The organism is Hyphomonas sp., assembly GCF_016125515.1.
Lineage (GTDB): Bacteria > Pseudomonadota > Alphaproteobacteria > Caulobacterales > Hyphomonadaceae > Hyphomonas.
Genome location: NZ_WGLO01000019.1, coordinates 25258 through 50232, shown reverse-complemented (window position 1 = coordinate 50232; position 24975 = coordinate 25258). Strand labels below are relative to the sequence as shown.

Annotated in this window: 23 protein-coding genes and 1 pseudogene; 8 read left to right on the top strand and 16 right to left on the bottom strand. The window is 65.0% G+C overall.

The annotated features are described in order from the left end of the window. Nucleotides 1–11: 11 nt before the first annotated feature. Nucleotides 12–1505 carry a M20 family peptidase gene (locus tag GC148_RS13895; protein ID WP_291071613.1) on the top strand — a complete coding sequence of 498 codons (1494 nt, stop codon included), beginning with the start codon at nucleotides 12–14 and terminating at the stop codon, nucleotides 1503–1505. Nucleotides 1506–1513: 8 nt separating this feature from the next. Here GC148_RS13895 and GC148_RS13890 read toward each other — a convergent pair whose 3' ends face one another. The 4 genes from GC148_RS13890 to GC148_RS13875 form a co-directional block, all read right to left on the bottom strand. Beyond that, nucleotides 1514–2437 carry an Hsp33 family molecular chaperone HslO gene (locus GC148_RS13890; protein ID WP_291071611.1) on the bottom strand — a complete coding sequence of 308 codons (924 nt, stop codon included), beginning with the start codon at nucleotides 2435–2437 and terminating at the stop codon, nucleotides 1514–1516. Between the two features lie 72 nt (nucleotides 2438–2509). After that, a complete protein-coding gene (locus GC148_RS13885) occupies nucleotides 2510–3445 on the bottom strand; it encodes a radical SAM protein (protein WP_291071609.1) in 936 nt (311 codons plus the stop codon). 65 nt (nucleotides 3446–3510) lie between these two features. After that, the gene (argF, locus tag GC148_RS13880; protein ID WP_291071607.1) at nucleotides 3511–4437 is read right to left on the bottom strand and encodes an ornithine carbamoyltransferase; all 927 of its coding nucleotides are present in this window, start codon (nucleotides 4435–4437) and stop codon (nucleotides 3511–3513) included. Between the two features lie 185 nt (nucleotides 4438–4622). Further along, nucleotides 4623–4877 (bottom strand): GlsB/YeaQ/YmgE family stress response membrane protein, encoded by a 255-nt coding sequence (locus GC148_RS13875; RefSeq protein ID WP_291071605.1) that lies wholly within the window; start codon nucleotides 4875–4877, stop codon nucleotides 4623–4625. Between the two features lie 216 nt (nucleotides 4878–5093). Between GC148_RS13875 and GC148_RS13870 the strand changes: the two genes are divergently transcribed. Then, nucleotides 5094–5561 (top strand): DUF1499 domain-containing protein, encoded by a 468-nt coding sequence (locus GC148_RS13870; protein WP_291071603.1) that lies wholly within the window; start codon nucleotides 5094–5096, stop codon nucleotides 5559–5561. Nucleotides 5562–5565: 4 nt separating this feature from the next. Here the strand turns inward: GC148_RS13870 and GC148_RS13865 are convergent, their stop codons facing one another. After that, entirely contained in the window at nucleotides 5566–5886 is a 321-nt protein-coding gene (locus GC148_RS13865) for an antibiotic biosynthesis monooxygenase (RefSeq protein ID WP_291071602.1), read from the bottom strand. A gap of 136 nt (nucleotides 5887–6022) precedes the next feature. On the opposite strand from GC148_RS13865, the gene GC148_RS13860 reads away from it, so the two are divergent. Both GC148_RS13860 and GC148_RS13855 read left to right on the top strand, forming a co-directional pair. After that, nucleotides 6023–7237 carry a saccharopine dehydrogenase family protein gene (locus GC148_RS13860; protein WP_291071600.1) on the top strand — a complete coding sequence of 405 codons (1215 nt, stop codon included), beginning with the start codon at nucleotides 6023–6025 and terminating at the stop codon, nucleotides 7235–7237. A gap of 99 nt (nucleotides 7238–7336) precedes the next feature. After that, nucleotides 7337–8464, top strand: a complete 1128-nt coding sequence (locus tag GC148_RS13855) for a carboxynorspermidine decarboxylase (protein WP_291071598.1) — start codon at nucleotides 7337–7339, stop codon at nucleotides 8462–8464. Here the strand turns inward: GC148_RS13855 and GC148_RS13850 are convergent. From GC148_RS13850 to hisS, 7 genes and pseudogenes are all read right to left on the bottom strand, one after another. Further along, complete coding sequence (locus GC148_RS13850) at nucleotides 8461–8967, bottom strand: helix-turn-helix transcriptional regulator (protein ID WP_291071596.1); 507 nt, start codon at nucleotides 8965–8967, stop codon at nucleotides 8461–8463. The two genes, GC148_RS13855 and GC148_RS13850, sit on opposite strands and share 4 nt — an antisense overlap. 211 nt (nucleotides 8968–9178) lie before the next feature. Then, nucleotides 9179–11842 (bottom strand): AAA family ATPase, encoded by a 2664-nt coding sequence (locus tag GC148_RS13845; RefSeq protein ID WP_291071594.1) that lies wholly within the window; start codon nucleotides 11840–11842, stop codon nucleotides 9179–9181. Between the two features lie 241 nt (nucleotides 11843–12083). Further along, nucleotides 12084–12479, bottom strand: coding sequence for a GFA family protein (locus GC148_RS13840; protein ID WP_291071592.1), 396 nt, complete (start codon nucleotides 12477–12479; stop codon nucleotides 12084–12086). A gap of 4 nt (nucleotides 12480–12483) precedes the next feature. Continuing rightward, nucleotides 12484–13692: an aspartate aminotransferase family protein gene (locus GC148_RS13835; RefSeq protein ID WP_291071590.1), complete on the bottom strand. Its 1209-nt coding sequence runs from the start codon at nucleotides 13690–13692 to the stop codon at nucleotides 12484–12486. 461 nt (nucleotides 13693–14153) lie between these two features. Beyond that, nucleotides 14154–14828, bottom strand: a pseudogene (gene hisG, locus GC148_RS13830) (ATP phosphoribosyltransferase); the annotation flags it as partial. Next, the gene (locus tag GC148_RS13825; protein ID WP_291071586.1) at nucleotides 14825–15946 is read right to left on the bottom strand and encodes an ATP phosphoribosyltransferase regulatory subunit; all 1122 of its coding nucleotides are present in this window, start codon (nucleotides 15944–15946) and stop codon (nucleotides 14825–14827) included. The gene GC148_RS13825 and the pseudogene hisG, both read right to left, overlap by 4 nt. Beyond that, on the bottom strand, nucleotides 15943–17424 hold the full coding sequence (gene hisS, locus GC148_RS13820) for a histidine--tRNA ligase (RefSeq protein ID WP_291071584.1): 1482 nt from the start codon (nucleotides 17422–17424) through the stop codon (nucleotides 15943–15945). Before hisS ends, GC148_RS13825 begins: the two co-directional genes overlap by 4 nt. Before the next feature lie 421 nt (nucleotides 17425–17845). On the opposite strand from hisS, the gene GC148_RS13815 reads away from it, so the two are divergent. After that, nucleotides 17846–18895, top strand: coding sequence for a TerC family protein (locus GC148_RS13815; RefSeq protein ID WP_291071582.1), 1050 nt, complete (start codon nucleotides 17846–17848; stop codon nucleotides 18893–18895). A 6-nt stretch (nucleotides 18896–18901) separates the two neighbouring features. Here the strand turns inward: GC148_RS13815 and GC148_RS13810 are convergent, their stop codons facing one another. Further along, complete coding sequence (locus GC148_RS13810; RefSeq protein WP_291071580.1) at nucleotides 18902–19369, bottom strand: hotdog domain-containing protein; 468 nt, start codon at nucleotides 19367–19369, stop codon at nucleotides 18902–18904. An 82-nt stretch (nucleotides 19370–19451) separates the two neighbouring features. Between GC148_RS13810 and GC148_RS13805 the strand changes: the two genes are divergently transcribed. Further along, the gene (locus tag GC148_RS13805) at nucleotides 19452–20234 is read left to right on the top strand and encodes a hypothetical protein (RefSeq protein WP_291071578.1); all 783 of its coding nucleotides are present in this window, start codon (nucleotides 19452–19454) and stop codon (nucleotides 20232–20234) included. Here the strand turns inward: GC148_RS13805 and GC148_RS13800 are convergent. Next, nucleotides 20231–20407, bottom strand: coding sequence for a rubredoxin (locus tag GC148_RS13800; RefSeq protein ID WP_291071576.1), 177 nt, complete (start codon nucleotides 20405–20407; stop codon nucleotides 20231–20233). The two genes, GC148_RS13805 and GC148_RS13800, sit on opposite strands and share 4 nt — an antisense overlap. Further along, nucleotides 20404–21060, bottom strand: coding sequence for a TetR/AcrR family transcriptional regulator (locus GC148_RS13795; RefSeq protein ID WP_291071574.1), 657 nt, complete (start codon nucleotides 21058–21060; stop codon nucleotides 20404–20406). The genes GC148_RS13800 and GC148_RS13795 overlap by 4 nt, the downstream gene beginning before the upstream one ends. A gap of 87 nt (nucleotides 21061–21147) precedes the next feature. Here GC148_RS13795 and GC148_RS13790 point away from each other — a divergent pair, with 87 nt between their 5' ends. Then, nucleotides 21148–22422 (top strand): cytochrome P450, encoded by a 1275-nt coding sequence (locus tag GC148_RS13790; RefSeq protein ID WP_291071572.1) that lies wholly within the window; start codon nucleotides 21148–21150, stop codon nucleotides 22420–22422. A 100-nt stretch (nucleotides 22423–22522) separates the two neighbouring features. On the opposite strand, the gene GC148_RS13785 is transcribed toward GC148_RS13790, so the two are convergent. Continuing rightward, entirely contained in the window at nucleotides 22523–23887 is a 1365-nt protein-coding gene (locus tag GC148_RS13785) for an AarF/ABC1/UbiB kinase family protein (protein ID WP_291071571.1), read from the bottom strand. 199 nt (nucleotides 23888–24086) lie between these two features. On the opposite strand from GC148_RS13785, the gene GC148_RS13780 reads away from it, so the two are divergent. Continuing rightward, on the top strand, nucleotides 24087–24869 hold the full coding sequence (locus GC148_RS13780; RefSeq protein ID WP_291071569.1) for an enoyl-CoA hydratase: 783 nt from the start codon (nucleotides 24087–24089) through the stop codon (nucleotides 24867–24869). The last annotated feature ends 106 nt before the right edge of the window (nucleotides 24870–24975 follow it).

Below are 24975 nucleotides of genomic sequence, written 5' to 3'. Positions count from 1 at the left end.
GCACGCAGGACATGATCCGCAACATTCTCATCGGACTCGGCCTTGCCCTTGCGGCGCTTGTGGGTCTCGTCGTGTTCAACACGGTCAACTATGGCGGCGCACCCGTCGGCAACCGTGTCTCGTTGCCCGAACCCCCGGAAATTTCGGCAGAACTTGGCGCACAGCACCTTGCCGAGGCAATCCGTTTCAAGACCGTGACCCTCGCCAGCGGCGATCCCCGTCCCGGACAGGAAGGCGAGTGGCTGGCGCTGCATGCCTGGCTCGAAGCGACCTATCCGGCTGCGCACGAGGCCATGACGAAAGAACTCGTTCCGGACACGCTGACGCTGCTCTACACATGGCCGGGATCGGATCCTTCCCTGAAGCCGCTCTTGCTGATGGCGCACCAGGATGTCGTGCCGGTGAATATCGGCACCGAGGGCGACTGGACCGGCGCACCCTTCGACGGTGAAATCATCGACGGCTACATCTATGGCCGCGGCGCGATCGACGACAAAGGCTCGCTCGTCGGGCTGATGGAGGCGGCCGAAGCGCTCGCAAAGTCCGGCTTCAAACCGAAGCGGACCCTGCTGTTCATGTTCGGCCATGATGAAGAAGTGTCGGGCTCCGGCGCAGAGGCCGGCGTGGCACTGCTCAAGTCGCGCGGTGTCGAGCCCGAATTCGCCCTCGATGAAGGCTTCATGGTGCTCAATCCCTCCCCGCTGACCGGCAAGCCGATGGGCTTCATCGGCATTGCAGAGAAGGGCTATGTGACGCTCGACATCGTTGCCACCGGTGAAGGCGGCCACTCGTCGACGCCGCCCCGCGATTCCGCAGCGGTGCGTCTCGCCCGGGCGGTTGTGGCCTTGGACGAAAACCAGATGCCGTCGGCACTCGACCAACCTCCGGCGTCCGACATGTTCAAGGCTGCTGGCAAGGACATGCCCTTTGGGCAGCGCATGGCCTTTGCGAACCTCTGGTTGTTCAAGGGGGCCATTGAAGGTCAGCTCGCGGACGTTCCCGCCGGCAATGCGATGATCCGCACGACCACGGCGCCGACGATGCTCGCCGGCTCAGCGAAGGAGAACGTCCTTGCGCAGCGTGCCACCGCAACGGTGAATTTCCGAATTCACCCTTCCAACACCGAAGACCAAATCATTGAGCACGTGAAGACGGTCACGTCCGGCATTGACGGCATTTCGGTGGAACTCGGCAAGGAAGGCATCCGCGGCAAGGGCGCCTCCAATGTCTCCCCCACTGACAACCGCGCCTATGCCGTGCTCGCCAGCGTATCCGAAGCGGTCCTGACCGGCGCGCCCGCAGCACCCGGCTTGGTGCTCGGCGCCACCGATGGGCGTTATGCCGAAGCGATCACTCCCAACGTCTACCGGTTCCAGCCTTCGCTACTGACACCGGAGGAACTGACGGGCTTTCACGGCACCAACGAACGCACCAGCGTCGAAAACATGGGCCGGCTTGCACGCGGCTATGCCCAGATCATCCTGGCAATGGACGCGCCGGAATAGACCCCGGCCTAATTGACCGGGCCGGTCACCTGATCGATCCCGACCGTGTAATGGCGCGCGCAGAACTGGCAGTCGATGGACAGGTTGCCATCGGGCTCCACCAGCTCGCGCAGTGACTCATCCGGCATCTGGCGTAGCGTCGATACGAGGCGCTCCTCATTGCAGGTGCACTTGTCCGCAACTGCCATGCCGGACTCGAGCGACACGCCCGTTTCGTGGAACAGGCGGAACAACAGTTCCGTCATCGGCAACTCCGGATCGACCAGCTCCTGCGGTGTCAGCGTCGCAAACAGGGCTTCGGCTTCGCGCCATTCCTCATCGGTATCGCCGCGCGTTTCGTCGCCGGCGATGCGCTGCACCATCATGCCGCCGGAGATCCAACCCGCATAGCCGTCCAGGTGTTTGACTTCGAGGCGAATGCGCGAGGGCACCTGCTCAGACATTGCAAAGTAGTCCTCAGCACACTGAGCAAGCGTTGCCTTGTGGAGCGGCACGATGCCCTGATAGGGCTGCACGTCCGGATTGTCATGGATCAGGATCAGGCCCAGCCGCCCACTGCGGCCGAACAATTGCGGCATATGGGGTTCAGCGCCCTTGTTGACGCGCTCCAGGTTCGCCCAGGCATCCTTGTCGAAGCGCGCATACCCGCGCACCCCGCCATGGCTGGCATACTCGCCTACCATGAGGCTGATCGGGCCATCCCCCTCCGCCTGCACCAGCACGCGGCCTTCGAATTTCAACGAGGTGCCAACCAGCGCCGCCAGCGTGATCGCTTCACCGAGGATCTTCGCCAGGTGGGGCGGATAGTCGTGCCGGGCGAGGATCGGCGAGACGCTGTCAGCGCCCATGCGAACAGCCCGCCCGCGCACGGGACGGCCTTCAATCTGGAAACTGGCGGCAAAGTCGCCGGTATCGTGGGCGTTCTGGGTCATGGGGTGCGCCTCGCGGGGATTTCAAGTGGCCCCATGTGGCAGCGAGGCGCCCGAACGACAAGGGGGCGGCCGTCAGGCCGAGCAGCTGGCGCCGCCCAGCACGCAGAAACTGGCGCACCAAGGATGGTTCAGCCTGACCGGCGCCGCTGTCGCCTCGGCCAAAGTATTGCCCAGGTCAAAGGCCGGATCGTCCACCAGCAACGTGCAGGCCAACACCCGGGGCCCCGGCGCGCCCTTGCGGCGCACCACCATGCGCTGGCTGGCACACATGATGCTCTCCGGCGCCTTGTTCAGGATGCCCCAGCAGGCTGTCGTGATCTCCGGCGGGTCGTCCCGCGCAATCATCTCGGGGAACAGGACCAGCTGCTTTGGGTCGTCGGCATCAAGGCCCAGACCCAATGCGGCGATCAGCTCACGGTAGCCTGCGCGAGCGGCCGCTTCGTCTTCATGCAGCGCCTTCCGGCCGGCGATGGCAAGGCCGATCCCCGCATCGGCGAGCCAACGGAGCCCTTTGCACGCTTCCTCGAAGGCGCCTGCACCACGCTCGGCATCGTGCAAGGCCGCGTCGTGCGAATCGAGTGACACGCGCAAGGTCATCTTGCCGGGAAACTGCCCGGCGAGATCCACGAGTCCGGCATGCACCCGCGGACGCATCATCGGGCGCATCGCATTCGTCAGCACAAGGAGCGAGTGACGCCGCGTCAGCACGGCCTTGAACATGCCAATGATCTCCGGCGCCAGGAAGGGTTCGCCGCCGGTGATGCCGATTTCGGTCGGCGCAGTCAGCTCATCCAGATACGGCTCCACATCACTGCGTGTCAGGTAGACCAGCCGGTCATTCGTCGGGCTGCTCTCGATATAGCAATTCGCGCAGCTGATGTTGCACAGCGTGCCGGTATTGAACCACAGCGTCTTCAGCCCCGCCCAAGCGACGCTGGCGCGCGTCTCCCCCTTGGCGGTGATGTCGGGATCCACGAACTTCGCAGTGGGTACAAGGCTGTCAGGCATGACGCAAACCTAAAGCGCGCCCGCCGCGTCGCCAAGGGGAGCACGCATTCGTGATCACCATCGCCCTATTTCTGCAAGCACCAGCGCAGGATTGCCTTCTGCGCGTGCAACCGGTTCTCGGCCTCATCGAAGACCAGGCTGTTCGGGCCGTCGATGACTTCGGCATCGACCTCCTCGCCGCGGTGCGCCGGCAGACAGTGCAGGAATTTCGCCCCGCCATTGGCCAGCTCCATCAGCTCTTCGGTGACCGCAAACGGCTCTAGGATCTCCAGCCGCAGTTCGGCGTCGAGATCGCCCATCGACACGAACGTGTCGGCAATCACCACATCGGCCCCGGCGACGGCCTCCTCGGCCGTGTCGAACAACTCGATCCGGCCCTGAAGTTCGGCGGCGATCTCGAGATCGTCCTCGTCCGGCGCATAGCGCGAGGGCGTGCCGATCGCCAGCGAGAAACCGAACTTCGGCGCGGCGTGGATGAAGCTCGCGCACACATTGTTGCCATCACCCACCCATGCCAGACGCGCGCCTTTCAGCGTCACGCCGCTCTCTTCCAGCGTCATCAGGTCCGCCATGATCTGGCAGGGGTGCGAGCGGTCCGACAGTCCGTTGATCACCGGCACGCTGGAGGCCTCGGCAAAGGTCTCGATATCGGTATGGTCATTGGCGCGGATCATCACGGCGTCCACGAAGCGCGACAGGACCTTCGCCGTGTCCTCGATGGTTTCTCCCCGGCCGAGTTGCATGTCGGAACTGTTCGCCGTGATCGACGAACCGCCAAGCTGGCGCATCGCCATGTCGAAGGAAAAGCGCGTCCGCGTCGAGGCCTTCTCGAAGATCATCGCCAGCGTATGTCCGTCCAGCGGCGCGCCCGCATCGATGCGGCCCTTGGTCCAGCCGGCGCGGGCCTTCTTCATGCGATGTGCTTCATCGAGCATCGCACGCAGGTCCGCCCGCTCGAGCGGCCAGAGGTCAAGGAAATGGCGGATCGTCATCGGCGCGGCCCCCGCAAAAATAAGCGGGCGGCATAGCGTGTTACGCGCCGGATGTCATTATCAAGCTTGAAGGGTGGAAACCGGCCCGTCCGGCCGGGATGCCCCCTCCCGCCACGCCGCTGATGCCGGGTCATACCGCGCCGGGCCGAAGAGAGGGGGTCTTAGGGTCCGGTGGTCAGAAGCGATCAGGCGCTTTTGACGAGACGGATACAGAACAGCAGGACCACCGCGCCCAGCGTAGCGTAGATGATCGAACCCAGAATACCGCCGCCGATACTCAGGCCGATGGCGGGAAAGATCAGTCCGGCGACAAAGGCGCCGACGATACCGACAATGATGTTGCCGATGAGGCCGAAGCCGAAGCCTTTGACGATGACGCCGGCAAGCCAGCCGGCAACAGCGCCGATGAATAGGAAGATAAGCAAGCTCGTAATAGTCATTTCAAAACTCCCAGTCTTGATGCGCGCGGCCCGGTCGGGCCCGCGCAGGTTGCGTTGGGAGGTCTAGGGCACACGGCGCAGCAGGCCGAATTGAGGCGATTCAAGGATGGTAATGCCCGAGTACATTGCGGATTGTTCAGACTCGCGCTGCCGCGAGGAGGTCATCCATTCCGGAAATGCAACGTACAAGATGTCAGCAAACAGAGAGTCGTGCGCATGACCCATCGCCTCAATTTCGCTCTGGTTGGCCTGCTGCTGCTCGCCGCTTGCACCACGGCGCCCAAGCCCTCCGGTGACTGGATCCGCTTCGATCTACTCGAACCAGGGCTTGCTCCGAACCGCGCCCTCGCCTGCGCCCCGGACATCTGCAAAGCCGCCAACAATTATTCTTCCGCGCCGGAGTTTTCAGCCAGTGCGGAAATTCTGGCGGACGCTTTGTTGCGTCTTGAGCCCGGCGCTGAGCGGCGCACCGAAGCCAATGGTGACATCCATATTCGCTGGGTCGCCGTCACGCCGGCCCTGCGATTCCGGGATGATGTGGACGTGCTGCTGCATCCGTCCGAAAACCAGATGACCCGCATGGCGGTCTATTCCCGCTCGCGTGTCGGCCTGTCCGATCTCGGCACAAATGCCAGACGAATCGAAGGCCTGACACGGCAACTTACCCGAGAGGTGGAAGCCTGACGCCTCAGAACCCGTAGGCACGCGTCACCTGTACGATGCGGATATGATAGGCCGAGTACCAGACCTCTCGCCCCATCCGCTGCGCCTCCAGGTGCGCGGAGTTCTGCTTCCAAGCCTTGAGGTTCTCCTCGGTGTCCCAATAGCAGATCGTGATCTCGGCATTGCCTTCGGCCTGCGCCGACTCGTAGCCGAGAAACCCCGGCTGGTCGTGCGCCAGCTTCACCATGCGTTCGGCCATGCCCTCATAGGCGGCGGTGTCGTCGCCGCTCTGCACGGCTGAAAAGATCACGGCCCAGTAGGGCGGCGCAGGTGTCTTGGCGATCATGGCGATTCCCCTGTGGACAGGCTACCGATTGTGCCACGAGCCCGCCCACACTATCTAGCCCCCTCCTAGCCGCCCCAGCCGAACTGCCTTAAGGGGAGGCCATCCTTTCCACCCTACCCGGGAGTTATGCCCTGCCATGGACAATGTGCTCATCATCGGTGCCGGCGCAGCCGGTTCGGTCGTCGCCAAGAAGTGCGCGATGGACCGTGACACTTTCAAGAAAATCACGCTCGCCTCGCGCCGCCTCTCGAGCTGCGAGAAGGTCGCCAAGCACTGCGTGACGCCGATCGAGATTGCCCAGGTCGATGCCGACAACGTCGCCGAGACGGTCGCCCTCATCGAGAAGGTGAAGCCGGACCTCGTGATCAACATGGCCCTGCCTTACCAGGACCTGCCAATCATGGATGCCTGCCTCGAGGCTGGCGTGAACTACATGGACACGGCCAACTACGAGCCGCGCGATGTGGCGAAGTTCGAATATTCTTGGCAGTGGGCCTATCAGGACAAGTTCAAGAAGGCCGGCCTCACCGCCATCCTCGGCTGCGGCTTCGATCCGGGCGTGTCCAACATCTGGTGCGCCTATGCGCAGGAACACCTGTTCGACGAGATCGAATACATCGACATTGTCGACTGCAATGCCGGCGACCATGGCAAGACCTTCGCCACCAACTTCAATCCCGAGATCAACCTGCGCGAAGTCACGCAGGACGGGAAATATTGGAAAGACGGCGAGTGGATCGAGATCCCGGCCCTCAGTATCAAGACGATGGTGGACTATCCGGAAGTCGGCCCGCGCAAATCCTACCTCATCTACCATGAGGAAGAGGAAAGCCTGGTCAAGAACATCCGCGGCCTCAAGCAAATCCGCTTCTGGATGACCTTCGGCGATGCCTACATCAAGCACCTCGAAGTGTTCAAATCCATCGGACTCATCTCGCTCGAGCCGATCAAGCACAAGGGCATGGACATCGTGCCGATGGAATTCCTGCGCGACCTGCTGCCGCCGCCCTCGTCGCTCGCCGAAAACTATACCGGCAAGACATCGATCGGCGTGATCATCCGTGGAAAGAAGGATGGCAAGCCGCTGACCAAGATGCTCTACAACGTCTGCGATCATGCCGAAACCAACAAGGAAGTCGGCGCGCAAGCGGTCAGCTACACGACCGGTGTGCCGCCCGTCTCCGGTGCGGCAATGTTCTTCCGTGGCATCTGGAAAGGCCCCGGCGTGTTCAACGTCGAACAATTCCCGGCCAAGCCCTTCCTCGACGACGTCGCCAAACGCGGCTTGCCCACCACGATCATCGACATCAACCCGGGCGACCAGGATGAGCTGTTTGAGGTTGTGACCTGAGCCTTCCCGTGCCGCGTATCCCCGCGAAAGCGGGGATCCAGAGCGGTCAGGACTGCATGACCAGACCCCTGCCTTCGCGGGGATAAGCGGATACCGGACATGACCGAGATCAACACCCCCTGCTTCGTCCTCGACGCCGCCCGCCTCCGGAAAAACCTGGAGACGGCCAAACGCGTGCGTGAAGAGGCGGCGTGCAAGATCCTGCTCGCCACGAAAGCCTTCGCCATGCCGGCGGCTTTCCCGCTGATGCGGGACTATCTCGACGGCACGACGGCCTCCGGCGAGCATGAAGCCATCATGGGTCATGAAGCATTCGGCAAGGAAGTCCACGTCTATTCGCCGGCCTATACGGAAGATGAAGTCCGCAGGCTGACGAAAGTCGCCCAGCACATCTATTTCAATTCCGCCGAACAGCTCGCGCGTTTCGGCGACATCGCGCGCGATGCCGGCTGCCAGGTCGGCCTGCGCGTGAACCCCGGCTATTCCAACGCCACGCTCGGCGGCGACCTCTACAACCCCACCGCCCCGACGAGCCGCTTCGGCGAAGTGCCGGAAAAGCTTTCGCAGGTGGACTGGTCCGGCGTCGACATCTTCCATGCCCACGCCCTTTGCGAAAGCATGGCCGACGGCTCGGTCGGCCTGATCAACTTTGTGGCCGAACACTTCGCGCCCTATATCGGCCAGGTGAAGGCGGTGAACTTCGGCGGCGGCCACTTCCTCAACAAGCCGGGCTATAACGTCGATGCGCTGATCGAGGCGATCAAGACCTTCAGGGCCCGCTTCGGCGTCGAGGTCGTTCTCGAGCCCGGCGCCGGCCTCGTCGTCAACACGGGCGAACTGCACGCCACCGTGCTCGCGCTCCACTGGAACGCGATGGACCTTGCCATCCTCGACGCCTCTGCTTCGACCCATATGCCGGACGTGCTGGAAGTGCCCTACCGGCCGGACGTGATCGGCGCCGGCGCCGCCGGAGAAAAGGCACACACCTACCGCTTCGGCGGCAAGACCTGCATGACCGGCGACATCATTGGCGACTATTCCTTCGACAAGCCGCTTCAGCCCGGCGACGAGATCATCTTCACCGACCAGATGCACTACAGCTTCGTGAAGACGAATACATTCAACGGCACGCCGCTCGCCAACCTCGCCATCCGGTGGGAAGACGGCCGCATCGAACCGGTCAGTGATTTCGGTTACAGCGAATTCCGCCGCCGCCTCGGCCGCTAGTCCGCCAGATCGGGCAGCAGGTCCTCAAGGAAAAAGGCCGACAATTCGTTGCGGCCGGACAGACCGCCCTTACGGTAAACGGCCCTTGCCTGCTCACGCACGGTCCGCTCGCTTGTCTGGCGAAGGTCGGCGATCTCCTGGAGGGAAAGTCCCTTCAGCAGCAGCAGGCCGACCTCAGCCTCCGCGTCAGATAGCCCCCAGGCCGCGAACTGCTGGTTGATTGCCGCGCCTAGCCCCTGCACCAGGTTGCGGTTGGCTTCCTGCCAGTGGGTGGCATCCTCCCGCGCCGCCTTCAGTGCGCGGCGCAGCCCCCAGATGTTCATCATCATCGTCCAGAATCCGAATACAGCGCTAACCAGAATCACGCCCTCCACCACGAGGTGGGTCAGAGGTGCACCTTCCTGATGATCCATCAGGATATCGATCGAGATGAACAGCGTGATCGACGCAAACAGCGCCGCCCCGCCCAGGGATCCCCACCGTCCGGTTGCGTCATTCGACATGCGTTTGCTCTCGTTCCTGCGCGCTGGCCGCTATCCGTCATATGACGCATGGACCCGGCCCGACACTGGATACATCACCGCACCAGCCAGCAGGCAGACGGGAAGTAGCGGCCAGTTTAAGCGTTACCCAGCGCGCGAGCGTCCCACCGTTTTCCGGGGATCGTCCCCCCATTTGATCCCCGGAACCCGTCTGCCTGCCCGGCGATCCCGCTCACGCCGCGTCCGGGCCAAGCAGCCACGGCTCCTTCTGAACCCGCAGCATCACCCCCATCCGGTTCTGTGCATTCAGTTTCGCCAGCACAGACGACACATGATGCTCGACCGTCCGGGGCGAGCGCTTGAGCGCTTCGGAAATCTCGCGGTTCGAATACCCCTTCACGATCAGCGCCAGCACATCCTGCTCGCGCCGCGTCAGACCAAGCGGGTGGTCGCGCGCCGCGCTGTAGGACCCCCGCCTTGACCGGGGCAGCGCCCGCGACAAGCCGAGTTCGGCCGCCCGGCGGCGCCCGGTCGCCGCTGCCGCCTGTGCGCCAATGGCTTCCAACTCCCGAACCCCCACCGACAGCGTCGCCCCGTCCGGGCTCTGCAGGCGGGCCAGCGCCGCCGCATAGGGCATTGACAAGGCCTGCCAGGCCGCAGCCGCCCCCTCGAAATCCCCGTCCAGCTCCCGGCGGAACGGTTCGGGCAGATCGTTCTGGCGCAGCCCGTCCACGCTGCGCCCGTAGCGCGCCGCCCAGACGGCCCGCTCCCCCATGTTCCACGGGTGGCGGTCGTCCACCGACAGCAGCATCAGCGCATCGAGATGTTCCTGCCCTGCGGCCAGGTTGCCGGACAACCAGGCCTGCTCGATCAGGCTCAACCGGGCCGGCACCACATGCTGCAGCTCATCGGTCGCCAGCGCGTCGGAATAGGCCTGGTCCAACAGCGTGCCCGCGTCGGAGGCGCCCATCCGCATCCGGGCCCGCGCCAGCACAAGCAGCGCCGGCAGGCGCATCACCAGCGTCAGGTCATCGCGCGCCAACACCCCGCAGGAAATCGTCTCGGCATCCTTGAGGCGCCCCTGCTCCAGCCTCAGCAGGGCCTGCCGGCCGGAGAGATAATAGGTCCACGAGTCGAGATCGTGCTCGCTGTCGAATGCAATCCCGTCCGACAGGACCTTCTCGGCTAGAACGAAGCGACGGAACGCCACCGCATATTCGGACAAGTTCGTATAGGCCCGCGCTGCCTGTTCATGCAGGCCGTGATCGAGCGACACGTGCAGGCTCTCCTGCAGCATCGCCTCACCTTCCCTCCGCCCACGGAAGACCAGCGCGGTGCCAATATTGTTCAGCGCATGCGCGCGGATCTCGGGGTTTGGAAACTGCGCCTCCAGCGCCAACGCTCGATTGCCCCAGGCCACGGCGTCGTCCATCTGGTCGTTCAGCATGTGAAGCTGGGAACGCAGCGAATAGGCCATCGCCTGCTCAGCCGAGGGCGGCAGCTTTTCCAGCACCCGGATCGCCTGGTCTGACAGGCGCGCCGCTTCCGGTGCTTCGCCGCGATACCAATGCAGCCGCGACAACCAGCGCAAATTCTCGCCCACCTTCTCCGGCCGGCCCAGCAGGCGCCACAGCGTGATCGCATGGCGCCGTGCGTCGAGCACCTCGTCATCGATCCGCGCCGCCAGCGCTGCTTCATAGGCCCATTGCTCATAGAGCGTCGCCGCCAGATCCGGCCCGGCCTCGTCGACGAATTTGAGCGCCGTGCCGAGGTGGGCCGCCGCCTCTCGGTGCGCGCCGCTGGCCGCCGCGCGCGCCGCCGCCTCAGGCGCAATCGCGAGCACCGCCGCGCCATCCAGTGCGCCGGCCGCATGGTGCACCATCTGATCGAGATGCGCGCCCGGATCGAGCGCCTTCAGCGCCTCCAGGATGCGCGCATGATAGTCCCGGCGCCGGGCGGCCGGAATCCGGTCGAGCGTCGCGATCCGCGCAATCTCGTGCCGGAACCGCAAGTCGCCGGACGGTGAGGCCTGAAGAATGCCCTGGCTGGTAAGATCGGCGATCAGCCGGTCGGCATCATCCGGCATCAGCGCGCGCGCCAGCGGGGGCGGCACAGCCGCCGGAATCACGCTGATCTGCTCCAGAAGGTCGCGCGCCGGCGGATCAAGGCGCGCCTGCCGCGCGGTGACCGCTTCGCGCACCGACGCCGGCAGGCTCGATCCGTCAGCCGGCAGAGCCGCCAGCATCTCGCCGACCTGGAACGGGTTGCCGCCGGTCTTCTCGAACAGCCAGTCCCCCGGCAGGCCCGCATCGCGTGCGATCAGGTTCACCGCCCGCGCCGACAGAGGGGCGAGCTCAATCGTCGTCACGCTGCTTGGTGGCAATTCGGCCAGGGCCTTGCTCAGCGGGTGGTCAGGGCCGACCTCATTGCCTCGGAACGTGATCACCAGCAGCACCGGCAGCAGCGCGATCCGCCGTCCGAGGAAGCGCAACAGGTCAAGCGTCGCGAAATCAGCCCAGTGCAGGTCTTCCCAGACGAGCAGGTGGGGCCCTTTTGCGCCGTCCAGCGCCGCTAGAAGCGCGTTGAACAACTTCGTCCGGTCGGCGCCCTCCCGGAACAGGGTTTCGAATCCGGCGCCGAACACGGCCGCCGAATCCTCGACCGGGCCGAGCGGGCGCGGCGTGAACAGCGCGTCGCACCCGCCCAGCGCCGTGCGCCATCCTGCGGGCGCCGTCGCCAGGAAACGCCGGATCAGCGAGGACTTGCCGATGCCCGCCTCTCCCGAGACCAGCGCGACGTGTCCCCGGCCGCCCGCAACGCCCGCCATCAGGGCCGATAGCGAAGCCAGAGGCTTGTCCCGTTCGATCAGTATCGCTCGCTCGCGCGGCTCTGCCACAATTCCGCCTTGCTTAATCCACGCCCGGAGGGGCCTGTTCACGACAGGTTAGTGCGTTGACCTGAAAGGGAAAGCCGAAAATTGGGTAGTTAACCGCCTAAATCTAGGTACCGCCACGGAAGCGCGCGCCTCAATTTTTCCTTAGTTTAAATTTGCGGGTGAAGGGACGCGCGCGCTGAACTCGGGGGTAGGCGACGCTCTCTCTGCCTGCCCCCGACATTCCGTCTTCCATGCTCGATAGTTAATCCGTGCGCGGACCGGTCCAGGCCTCGCGCGCGCCCTGCGCTTTGACGCTCATGCCGGTTCCGTCCGCCAGCCGGATCGGTCGCCCCGTTAGATCGACGCCGGCCAGGCCGTTCACGTTGATCCCGTAATGGTCTGGCATCGACCGTTTGCGGTGGAACGTATAGATCCCGCATTTCGAGCAGAAGAAGTGCCGGGCGATCCGTGCGTTCCAGTTGTACTCGCTCAGCATATCCGCGCCGGCGACCAGCGTGAAGGCACGCTCAGGCACGGTGATCATGACCGCATTCTTCATCCGGCACAGCGAACAGTCGCACCTGTAGAGGTCAGCCAGATCGCTCTCGATGCGGAACTGCACCGCGCCGCAATGGCAGCTGCCTTCCAGCCTCGTCATGGGGTCAGTCCGGAACCCACTCTGTCAGGGCTGCATCCATGACGCCCACGGCTTCGCGGACATGCGCGTCCTCGATCACCAGCGGCGGCGCAAGGCGTAGCACGTTGGCACCGGCCACGCCCACCAGCAGGTTTGAATCGCGGCAGAGGCCCTGCAGGCTTTTCGGATCGGCCTTCAGCTTGATGCCTGTCAGAAGGCCCTTGCCGGTGACGCTCTCCACCTTGTCCGGATGCGAGTCGGCGAGGCTCTTCAGCCCCTGCTGCAATACGCCCGACACGCGGCGGACATTGGCGAGGAAGGCCTCGTCGCTGACGATATCCCACACGACATTGCCGACCGCCATTGCGAGCGGGTTGCCGCCATAGGTCGAGCCATGGCTACCAGGCTGCATCGGTGCGCCGACGGCTTCGGTCATCAGGCACGCACCGAACGGAAAGCCGCCGCCGATGCCTTTGGCGGCGCAAAGGATGTCCGGCTCGACGCCCTCGGCCCACTGATAACCCCAGAGCTTGCCGGTGCGGCCCATGCCGCACTGGACCTCGTCGAAGATCAGTAGGATGCCGTGCTCGTCGCAGAGCTCGCGCAGACCCTTGATGCAGGCTTCCGGCATGGCGCGCACGCCGCCTTCGCCCTGCACGACCTCGACGAAGATCGCCGCCGCCGTTGGCGCCGCAGCGGCCTTCTTCAGCGCCTCATGGTCACCCCATTCGAGATGCACGAAGCCCGGCAGTTTCGGGCCGAAGCCTTCAAGGTATTTCGGATTGCCACCGGCATTGATCGCGCCGATCGAGCGGCCATGGAAGGCGCCGGTGAAAGTGATGATGTCGATCCGGTCGGCATTGCCCTGCGACCAGTGATACTTGCGCGCCGACTTGATCGCGCACTCTACCGCTTCCGTGCCGGAGTTGGTGAAGAACACACGGTCGGCAAACGTATCGCGGCAGATCTTGTCGGCGAGATCTTCCTGACCCTTCACGCGGAACATGTTGGACGTGTGCCAGAGCTTGCCGGCCTGGTCGCGCAACGCATCGACCAGTGCCGGATGCGCATGGCCCAGCGCCGTGACGGCGATGCCGGCAATGAAATCGAGATAGCGGCGGCCATCCTCGGTAAAGAGATAGGCGCCCTGACCTTCAACGAAGACCTCCTCCGGCGGACGGTACACCGGCAGGATATGCTGGCGGGGGTCCTTGAGGGAATTGTCTTCAGGCATCGCGGCGGCTCCGGCGGCTTGGGGGGTAAATTGGGGAGGGCCACGCTTGGGACGGAGCGGACGCCAAGTCAACATGAGGGGCCGGATTACCGAGAATTAATCCAAGGGGTGATCGAATAACAATAAAAAGTATTGACGTTATTCGATATGGTCTTATTGTTATTCGTGAAGCCGGGTTCTGGACGCCAAGATCCTCCAACGCCCCTCGACTCCCCCTGAAGTCTTGACGAACTGGAACCCGGCCTTCCCCGAAAAGGGCGGCCCCCACGGCAGACTGTTGATTAACGGAAGCTGGAACGAAAAAGAGGCGCAGCGCCGTTGCCGGCTAGCTGCGCCCCTCCACCGTTTGCAGCGTTTCCTCCCAGAAACTTGCCTGTTCATACGTCACGGAATCCGGACTTGTGTCAAGAATGTGTCGAAACATTTTTTCAGGAAATGTGATCCGCCTGCGACAAGGCGCCCATCAGTTGTTCTGCGGCCTGCCCGGCCCCGCCGCCGAAGTCTGCGCGCACAGATTGCGTGAACGCCGCTTCGCTCTTCAGGATCACGCCGTCTCCAAGGATCTTGAGTCCGTTGGCCTTCAGCGTGGCGCCAGTTGTCGTGATGTCCACGATGACGTCAGCGGTCCCCGTTGACGGCGCCGCCTCGGTCGCCCCCGCGCTTTCAACCAGACGGTATTCACCGACGGATTTCTGGGCAAAGAAACGGCGCGTGATGCGCATGTATTTCGTCGCCACGCGCAGGCGCCGGCCGTGGGCTTTGCGGAAAGCGGCGCCGGCCGCCTCTAGATCCGCCATCGAATCAACGTCGAACCAGGCCTGTGGCACCGCCACCACCACATCGGCCCCGCCGAAGCCGAGCCGCTTCAGCACACGGAACTCCGCCGGCCCGTCCGGGGCAAGATCGTGCAGCAGGTCTTCGCCCGTCACCCCGAAATGTAGGCTGCCCTCGATCAGGCCCTGCGCGATCTCGCGCGCCGAGAGGAGGCGCACTTCGGCGTCCAGCCCTTCGAGCTCTGCGGTATAACCCCGCTCCCCGCCGATCTGACGAAGCGGGTGACCGATGCCGGCGAGCCAGGCCTCGGTCTGTTCCTTCAGCCGCCCCTTGGACGGGATTGCAATCGTCAGCCGGCTCATGCGCCCGCCCTCCGTACACGCACCATACGGTCAGGCCGCACGATGCCGCCGATGCCGGTCGCCGAGACACGCCCCGAAGACAGACCCGCGATCAGGCCGTCATACCGGCCGCCCGCCGCCACCGGCTGGCTGGCCGACAGACCATCTGCGAGCACTTCGAACACGAAGCCGTCATAATAGGTGAAGCGGCGGCCAAAGCCTGCGCGGAAAGCCGCCGTGCGGCGGGCCGCCGGCACCAGCGCCATGATCTTCTCGACCCGCGCCGCGAATGCCGCGAGCGCCGCGTCCGCGCCGGCAAGGCCATACGTGCGTGCCAGATCGCTCAGCCGGCCGGGTGCCTCCGTAAGCGGACAATCAACATCGCGCAGCGCCAGCAGCGCCGCGCGCGCTGTCTCCGGCAGGCCGCCCGCCGCAATCGCGGCGCGCCGCGCCCGCAGGCCGTCCACGATTTCGGCGAGACTGCGCGCACCGGCGAGCGGAATGGCCCGCGCCGCCAGCACCGCGCCGAGCGCCGCTTCGGCACCGTCCGCGTCCAGCGCCGCCAGCACGTCGGCATCGAGTTCGCGCGCACCCGCGTCGAGCACGGCGCGCACGCCGCCTTCCTGGCGAAAGGCCCGCTTCAGAAGATCGGTCGAGACAGTGGGGAGCCCGAGCGCATCGATGAAGGCCGGAAAAATGCCGAGATCGCCCGTGACCACTGCGACCGGCTGCACACCGCAGGCTTCCACCGCGCGGTGGACCAGCGCGAACAGTTCGGCATCAGCGGCTGGGCCGGCGTCATGTCCGAAACGCTCGACGCCGACTTGCGTGAACTCGAACGGATCATCCGCTGCCGCCGGCAGGCGGAACGCCCGCGCGGCATAGGTGTAGGTCTTGGCCGAGGCGCCCGCCTCTGCGAGCCGCGCCACTTCGCGCTGGGCCACCGGCAACGTCAGGTCCGGCCGCATCACCATCTCGGCGCCGCGATTGTCCGTGAACACGCACAGGCGTGCGCGGACGGCTTCGCCGGACAGCTCCAGCGGAATGTCCGCTGGCAGAACATAGTCGGGATCGATCGGCGTGCCGCCAGCGGCTTCGAACACCGCGCGCGCCACAGCGACAAGAGCGTCGTGGTTCATCGCTGCGCCTCGACAATTGCGCGCACGGCTGAAACCATCTCGGCCCGCGGCACCTCGATCTGGCCCGGCCGCGCGTCGCGGTATTCCTCATTCGACGAGATGGCCTTGGCCTTCATCGCGCCCATCTCGAGATCCTTGATGGTCACTGTGCCCTTCGCCACCTCATCGCCGCCAACGATGACAACGGCCGGCGAGGCGCGGCGGTCGGCATACTTCATCTGCGCCTTCATGGACGACGCGCCCATATAGGCCTCGGCGCGCAGGCCGGCTCGGCGCAGCTCTGTCGCCAGGCCGAGCGCAAGCGCCGGATTGTCCTTGTCCAGATTGAGCACGACCACCGGCCCGTCGAGCTTTGCGCCCTCGCCCAGGATCGCCAGCGCCGCAGCGAGGCGCGAGATACCGATGGAGAACCCCGTCGCTGGAACCGTCTCACCCGTGAAGCGCGCGACGAGGTCGTCGTAGCGTCCGCCGCCGCCGATCGAACCGATCCGATAGGTCTTGCCGTCCTCGCCGGTGACCTCGCGCAGCAGCTCGGCCTCGAAGACCGGGCCGGTATAATATTCAAGTCCTCTAACCACGGACGGATCGATCTTCACATCGTCCTCGGGCGCGCCAAGCGCTTCCAGTGCCAGCGCGATGGCTTCGAGTTCGGCAAGGCCCGCCTTGCCTTCGTCGGTAAATCCTGCCGCCTTGGCGAGGTTGGCCAGCGTCACCGCCCGCGTGGCAGCGCCCGCTTCGGCAAAGGCCAGCACGCGCTTCACCTCGTCCGCGCCGAGCCCGGCGCCCTTGGTAAAGTCGCCGCTGTCATCCTTGCGGCCCGCGCCGAGCAGGTCGGCAACGCCCGAAGCGCCCAGCCGGTCCAGCTTGTCGAGCGCGCGCAGGATCGCAAGGCGCGTTTCGGCCTTCTCGGCGCCGACAGAGTCGAGCACGCCGTTCAGCAGCCGCCGTGTGTTCACGCGCACGACAAATTCGCCGTCCCGCATGCCGATGGCACGCAGGGCCTCGGCGCCCATCGCGATCATCTCGGCATCGGCATGGAAGCCGGACGCGCCCACCGTATCGGCATCGCACTGCCAGAATTCGCGGAACCGGCCGGGGCCGGGCTTCTCGTTGCGCCAGACCGGGCCCGCCGCATAGCGCCGGAACGGACGGCCCAGTCCCTGGCCCTGCTCCGCCACGAACCGGGCGAGCGGCGCGGTCAGGTCATAGCGCAGCGACATCCATTGTTCGTCATCGTCCTGGATGGCGAACACGCCGGCATTCGGCCGGTCGTCATCGGGCAGGAACTTGCCGAGCGCGTCGGCATATTCGAACGCGCCGGTATCGAGCGCCTCGAAACCCCACTGGCGGTAAACGCCGGTGACCGTCTCCACCAGCCGGGCCTGCGCATGGATCAGGCCTTCCCGCTTGTCGGGAAAGCCGCGCGGCTTGCGGGCGAGATCCTTGCCGGTGGCGGGCGGGGAGGCCTTGTCGCTCATAGTCAGTCGGGTCCTGTATCGGGCTGGGCCCGCTTAAACGTCGCGGGCCGGAATGGGAAGGCGGCACGTCGAACGGGCGCGGGCCCCGGCCCTGGCCTGCCTCATCTGCTTCGGTTCTGGGGAGTGAACACTATCAGAGGCGCAGCCGGACCGGTTCGCGCCTCGCCGGCGCGTCATGCGTAATGGTGGTGGTACAGATGGGCGTTCATGGCGCTGGCGGATACTGGCGTGCCGGGCCGGAGTCAACCGCTCCCGGCCCCGCCGGCCTGAGCGCCGCCGCTTGACCCGGCGCGGGGACGTACTACGTTCTGCCACGGAATTGGAGCCGGGCCCCTCTGGCATTTGCGGCGGCAAATGCGATGTCGGATCCCTCACGGAACTTGCGCTGACGCGGCGCGCTTCTCCGGACCTCTGGACACCCATGCCTGAAATCGTGACTGTCGCCTACGCAGGCCAGCCCCTGTGGCTTTGGCTTGCCTTCCTCGGTCTCATCATCGGCCTTCTCTGGGTTGATCTCGGCCTCCTGAACCGCAAGGACGCCGTCGTCTCGCCGGCCAAGAGCGCCGTCATGTGGGCCTGCTTCGCCTCGCTGGCAGTGGCCTTCGGCGCCTACATCTATTTCTTCTACGAGCCCGATCCGGCCTTCTACAACGAGCCCGAGAACCTGAACGTTCAGGCCACGATGCAGTTCGCGACCGGTTACCTGCTGGAAACCGCCCTCGCCTTCGACAACATCTTCGTCATCGGCCTCGTCTTCACCTTCTTCGCGGTCCCGCGGGAATACCAGCACCGGGTCCTGTTCTGGGGCATCCTCGGCGCCATCGTGTTCCGCGGTATCTTCATCTCGCTCGGCGCTGCGGTAGTCAACGAGTTCACCTGGGTGCTCTACATCTTTGCCGCTTTCCTGCTTTTCACCGGCGGCAAGATGCTGCTGTCGGGCGCTGGCGACGATGACGAGATGGACCTCAACCAGAACCCTGTCCTGAAATTCCTGCGCAAACGGATGCGGGTGACCGACACCATCGACAACCACAATTTCGTCGTGCGCCGGCCCCACCCCGTCACCGGCAAGGCCGTACTCTGGGCGACGCCGCTGCTGCTCTGCCTGCTGATGGTCGAAGCGGTGGACATCATCTTCGCGGTCGACTCGGTGCCCGCCATCTTTGCGGTCACGCGCGACCCGTTCATCGTCTACACCTCGAACATCTTCGCCATCCTCGGCCTGCGCTCGATGTATTTCATGCTCTCGGCGGCGGTGGAACGGTTCAAGTACCTGAAGTATGGCTTGTCGCTGGTGCTGGTCCTGATCGGCCTGAAGATCTTCTGGAACTTCCTGCTCTACAAGGAGATGAAGCTGGTGCCGTATCTGGAGCCGCAATGGTCACTGATCGCGACCGTGTCGCTGCTGGGCGGCGCCATCCTGTTCTCGCTATGGAAAACCGGCATGGAGGCCAGGGCCCACCGCGCCTGACCCCGGTCAGGGCGCCGGGGCCGCGCCCCGTCCCGGCGCGCCTTCGCGGCGGGGAATGATCTTGAAGATGCCGGTGCCGCGCATGACCGTCTTGTCGCCGACCCGGATGCGGCCCTCGACCGTGATCACGTCGTCCTGCACGCCGACCACGACGCCGTTGCCCTCGACAAAACTGCCGAGCGGCGCGCCCGCGAGGAAGTCGCACAGCAGGCGCACGGTCACCCACCAGGTGTCCTCGTCCTGCTCCACCGCCCCGCCCCAGGCCATGTCGGCAAAGGTCATCAGCATGCCGCCATGCGCGTTGAGCATGCCGTTGGTGTGATACTCCTCCACCCGGAAGGCTCGGGTCAGCAGCCGGTTCTCGCGCTTCTCAAACAGAGGGCCGATCTGCCGGCCGAAGCCGCGATGCCAAGCGAGTTGGCTGTAGCCGGGCGGCAGTTCGGTAGTCTGGTAGCGGTTGAAATCATCGGTCATGGCGGGCGGGATAAACCTTCTGCCGGGCCAACTGCAAGGGATGCCTTGAATTTGCCATCGGGGATCGCAAACCATGCGGTCCATGCTCCGTGTCCTGCCTGCCGCCGCCCTGATCGCCAGCACGCTCGCAGCCCCCGCGCTGGCCGACCCGCGCTACCGGGACAATGCCGTCGTTTCCGCCTCGGTGCTGGGCGCCCGCGAAACCCTCGATGCCTGCGGAGGCCGGGACGTGCTGGATGCGATCGTGCCGGATGGCCCCTTCCTGGAGGCCTGCAAGTTCCACGATGCCTGTTACCGCTCCGGCGCGCTGAACCAGGGCGTCTGCGACGCTGACTTCCTTGCCGACATGCGCGAGGCCTGCGACGCGACATACCCAAGGGCCCAAGCCGGGGGACAGCATGCCGCCTGCGAGGTCGCCGCCTACACCTATTACCGGGCGGTCAATTCCCGCTTCGGCTCCATGCTCTATCCGGGCGGGGTGACCGAAGGCCAGTTCGGCGCCGTGTCCCAGTCCGTCAGTGCAGGGCTCAATGGCACGCGCCACCTCGAAGCCTGCGCCGAGGCGCGCAATGCCTCGAACCGCAAGTTGCGCTACTTGATGACCCTGCATGATGCCAAGGGCGAATGGGTGGCTACGGCGCCCGGCGTCTCGTCGCTGTCGCTCCAGCCGGGCGAAACAAAGACATTGTGCGCGGGCACGTCCCTCTCGTGGTTCCGCAGCGCCGCCAATATCGGCGACGCCTATGCGCTGACCCTGAAGGTGGACGACCCGGCGACGCTCAACCCGTTCGGCGACCTGATCGACGTTGACCGGATGGATTGCGAAACGGCCAGCGGCAAGTGCCGGCGGGTGGCGGCCCGCTAGATCTCGACCATGTCGAATTCGGCTTTCGGCGTGCCGCAGAGCGGGCAGATCCAGTCATCCGGAATGTCGGCCCAGCGGGTGCCGGGCGCGAGGCCTTCGCCGGGATCGCCGATCGCTTCCTCATAGAGATAGCCGCAGGTCCGGCACTGCCAGGTCTTGTAGGGTTCGCTCATTGGGAGGCCTTTCCGGATCTGGGGGCGAGGTGGCTACGGAGTGACCCGATCAGCGCGTCGCGGACCGGGCGGGCGTCGAATTCGGGATCGATCATGTTCTGCATGCGGATGCCCAGCAGGCTACAGCCGGCGAGCAGCGCCTCGGCATCGGCGTCGATGTCCGGCCGGATATGGCCGCTGGCCTGGCCCCGGCGGATGATGGCGCGGATGAGCGCGCGCTCCACCTCATGCGACTCGGCAAAGGCGGCGCGGGTGTCCAGCCGGTCGGCCACCGCGCCCGCGAGAAGCATGAAATAGGCGTCGCCCTCCTGCGACTCGCGCAGGTGGTCGGTGTGCAGTTGGACGAAGGCGATCAGCGCCGTCAGCCCGTCCATCTCCTCGACATGGCCGGCGTCCAGGATGTCAGCCTGCCAGTCGTGCAGGTGGCTGATCAGTGCCCGGATCAATCCGTCCTTCGAGCCGAACCGCTGGGTGACCAGACCGCGCGAGAAGCCCGCTTCCCGGCCGATCATGTCGAATGTGGCGGCCGATACCCCCTGCTCCGCCACGACCGTGATGGCCGCCGCGATCAGCTCCCGCTCCGACCGGTCGCGCCGTTCGGCCTGCGTCATGCGGCGCGCCGGGGCGCCCAGCTGCGTGTTGCTTTCCTTCATGTCGCACCCCTAACATAATTGTTGGTTGTATATCAACTAAGTGATACGAACATCGCAACCACAAGACCTGACCTCTGGAGGAAACCCATGGCCATACCCGCTGAAATCGCAAATGATGTCGTTGATCCCAGGGCCTATGCGGACTGGAGCAGGTCGCACAAGGCGTTTGCCTGGCTGCGCCAGAATGCGCCGCTGGATGTAGCCGAGGTCGAGGGCTTCGACCCGTTCTGGGTGGTCAGCCGTCATGCGGACATCCTGAACATAGAGCGCCAGAACGACCTCTTCCACAATGAGGACCGCTCCGCGACGCTGACAACGATCGAGGCCGACAAGCGGGTGCGCGAAATGATGGGCGGCTCGCCGAATATCCTGCGCTCGCTGGTGCAGATGGATAACCCCGATCACATGCAGTACCGCCGGCTGACCCAGTCCTGGTTTATGCCGCAGAACCTGCGCAAGCTGGAAGACCGGATCCGCGAGATCGCCCGCGGCTTCATCGACCAGATGGCCGAGAAAGGCGACGCGTGCGACTTCGCCCGCGATGTCGCTTTCCTTTATCCGCTGCACGTGATCATGGAAGTGCTCGGCGTGCCGGCGATCGACGAGCCGCGCATGCTGAAGCTGACCCAGGAACTGTTCGGCACGCAGGACCCCGATGTGAACCGCAGCGGCAAGGACATGCAGGATGCGGGCGAAGCGCTGAACATGCTGAACGCCACGATCTTCGATTTCATGACCTATTTCAACGCAATGACCGAGGACCGCCGCAAGAATCCGCGCGACGATCTTGCGAGCGTGATCGCCAATGGCGCCGTACACGGACAACCGCTCGGCCATCTGGAGGCGATGAGCTATTACATCATCGCAGCCACCGCCGGCCATGACACGACCTCCAACACCACGGCCGGAACGCTGTGGGCGATTGCGGAAAATCAAGGCGAGTTCCGGAAGGTGAAGAACGACCTGTCGCTGATCCCGTCGATGGTCGAGGAATCGATCCGCTGGGAGACGCCGGTGAAACACTTCATGCGCACGGCGACTGCCGATACGGAAGTGTCGGGCAAGACGATCCGGAAAGGCGACTGGCTGTTCCTGTCCTATCCCTCGGGCAACCGCGACGAGGCCGTGTTCGATGATCCGTACACGTTCAAGGCCGACCGCACGCCGAACAAGCACGTGGCCTTCGGCTATGGCGCGCATGTCTGCCTCGGCCAGCACCTCGGCCGGATGGAAATGCGCATCCTGTGGGAGGAACTGCTGCCGCGCCTCCAGTCGGTCGAGCTGGCCGGCACCCCGACCCGCACGCAGGCCAACTTCGTCTGCGGGCCGAAAACCGTGCCGATCCGCTTCAAGATGAACTGACGCTGCGCGGGCGTCCGGACGCAGCCTTCGGGCTGGCTTTGCTCAAATCTGGGTCGCCGGCTTGCGCCGGGAGAACAAGGGGTAAGAGGTTGGGGTCAGCTCAGGTCAGGCTGGCGGCGGCGAGCGCGTCCGCCTGACGGGCGGCGACGGTTTCGATGGAGAAGCCTTCGAGGCTCTCCTCGAAAAGCTTGTGGAAGTTCAGCTCTGCACCGAGGCGGAGATAGGCGGCGCCGAGGCCGATGGCGGCGCGGTCCATAAAGACGAACTCGCGCGGGATCTTCACGGGCCCCTTTTCTTTCAGGAGCTGGCGGACGCGGAAGGCTTCCTTGCGGCCATACTCGCCGGCGGTCACGCCGTCGGCGACGGTACGGACGCGATCGTCGATGATCGGGCCGTAGATGAAACGGGCCCAGACGTTCAGCACCTCGACAAGGTCGCGGGAGAGGTTTTCGAAGCCCCAGGTTTCGTAAGCGGCATAGGCAGCATCGAAATCGTTCGACCGCATCGCGCGGTAGAGATCGACCACGCCGCCGACGAACTTCGCCGGGAAGACCCGCACGCAGCCGAAATCGAGGAGGTTGATGCCGGTGCCGCCGCCGGTGACCTGGTAATTGCCGAGATGGGGATCGCCGTGGATGACGGCGTAAGAATTCATCGGGCCCCACCAGGTCCAGAACAGCATCTCGGCGATCCGGTTGCGGGTTTCCTGCGGGGCGTCCTCGAAGGCGCTTAGCTTGTCGCCGGACAGCCAGGTCATGGTGAGAAGGCGTTCAGCGGAAAGGTCGGGCACCAGTTCGGGACAAGTGACGAAGGTCTTGTCGGCGAGCATCGCGCCATACAGCGCCATGTGCTTGGCCTCGCGCCCGTAGTCGAGTTCCTCGCGCAGCCGGTCGGTGATTTCCTCGACCATGGCATCGGGATCGATCGAGCCGTCCATCCGCTTGAACAGGCCGAGCAGTGTGCGCAGTTGGCCGATATCGGATTCCACGGCGCTGGCCATATCAGGATATTGCAGCTTGCAGGCGACCTGGCGCCCGTCATGCAGCGTGGCGCGGTGAACCTGGCCGAGCGAAGCGGCATGGGCAGCCTCATGGGTGAAACTGGCAAACTTCGCCTCCCAGCCGGGGCCGAGCTCGGCGCGCATGCGGCGTTTGACGAAAGGCCAGCCCATGGCGGGCGCCTCAGCCTGCAGCTGGCTGAACTCGGCGGCGTATTCGGCGGGCAGCAGGTCCGGCACGGTGGACAGGAGCTGGGCGACCTTCATCAGCGGCCCCTTGGATTTGCCGAGCGCCGCCGCGAGGGCCTTGGCGATTTTCTCGTCGCCCGCCTCCCCGCCGAACAAGGACTGGGCCGCGAAGGCCATGCCAGCGCCGGACAGGTTCGCGCCGACCCGGGCCGTGCGCACGAGGCGGCCGGTCAGGCGGTTGCGTTCAGGATCACCGGGGCGGGAGGGCATGTCGCTCATGCAGGGGATATAGAGGGCGCCTGCTGCATTGCACAGGCCGGCGGCCGCAGGCGGCGTGACAAGGGGGAACGGTTGGCGTATAGCGCCGCAGGATTGCCACATTTCCCGAGGCCCGACCTGCACCATCGCCGCTGTTCGCCCCTGTGAACCTCCCGCGTACCCGCAGCGCCTCCGCGCACCCCGAAACCAGAAAGTTCCCATGTCTTACAAGACCCTGATCACCGAGATTGACGCCGAAGACGGCTATGCCGTGATCCAGATGAACCGGCCGGAGAGCCTCAACGCGCTGAGCGAAGAGATGATGACCGAGCTGACCGCGGCGCTGGACCGGTTCGAGACGGACGACGCGGTGCACTGCATCATCCTGACGGGATCGAAGCGCGCCTTTTCTGGCGGCGCCGACGTCAAGGAGATACAGGCCAAGACCTTCCCTCAGTCCTATTATGAAGACTTCATCACCCGGAACTGGGAACGCGCCGCGCGCACCCGCAAGCCGCTGATCGCGGCGGTGGCGGGCTATGCCATTGGCGGGGGCTGTGAGCTGGCGATGATGTGCGACATCATCCTGGCGGCCGACAATGCCCGTTTCGGCCAGCCGGAAATCCGCCTCGGCGTGATGCCGGGCGCGGGCGCGACGCAGCGTCTCACCCGTGTGATCGGCAAGTCCAAGGCGATGGAACTGTGCCTGACCGGGCGGATGATGGAAGTGGCCGAAGCCGAGCGCTGCGGCCTGATCAGCCGGATCGTGCCGGCCGATGACCTGATGGACGAGGCCCGGGAAATGGCGCGTACGATTGCGCTTATGCCGCGGGCCGCCGCGATGATGACCAAGGAGGCCATCAATGCGGCCTACGAGACGCCCTTGTCGCAGGGCATCCGGTTCGAGCGGCGCCTGTTCCACTCGCTGTTCGCGACCGATGACCAAAAAGAAGGCATGAGCGCCTACATCGAGAAACGTACCGCGCACTTCAAGGATCGCTAGGGTTCCCGCCACGCCCGGCAGAAAGGCCGCGACCGGGCTGCTTTTGCGCGCAGATCGCGGTTGACGCACCCTCGGCCTTTATGTATCTCCGCGCCTTCGGCCTGAC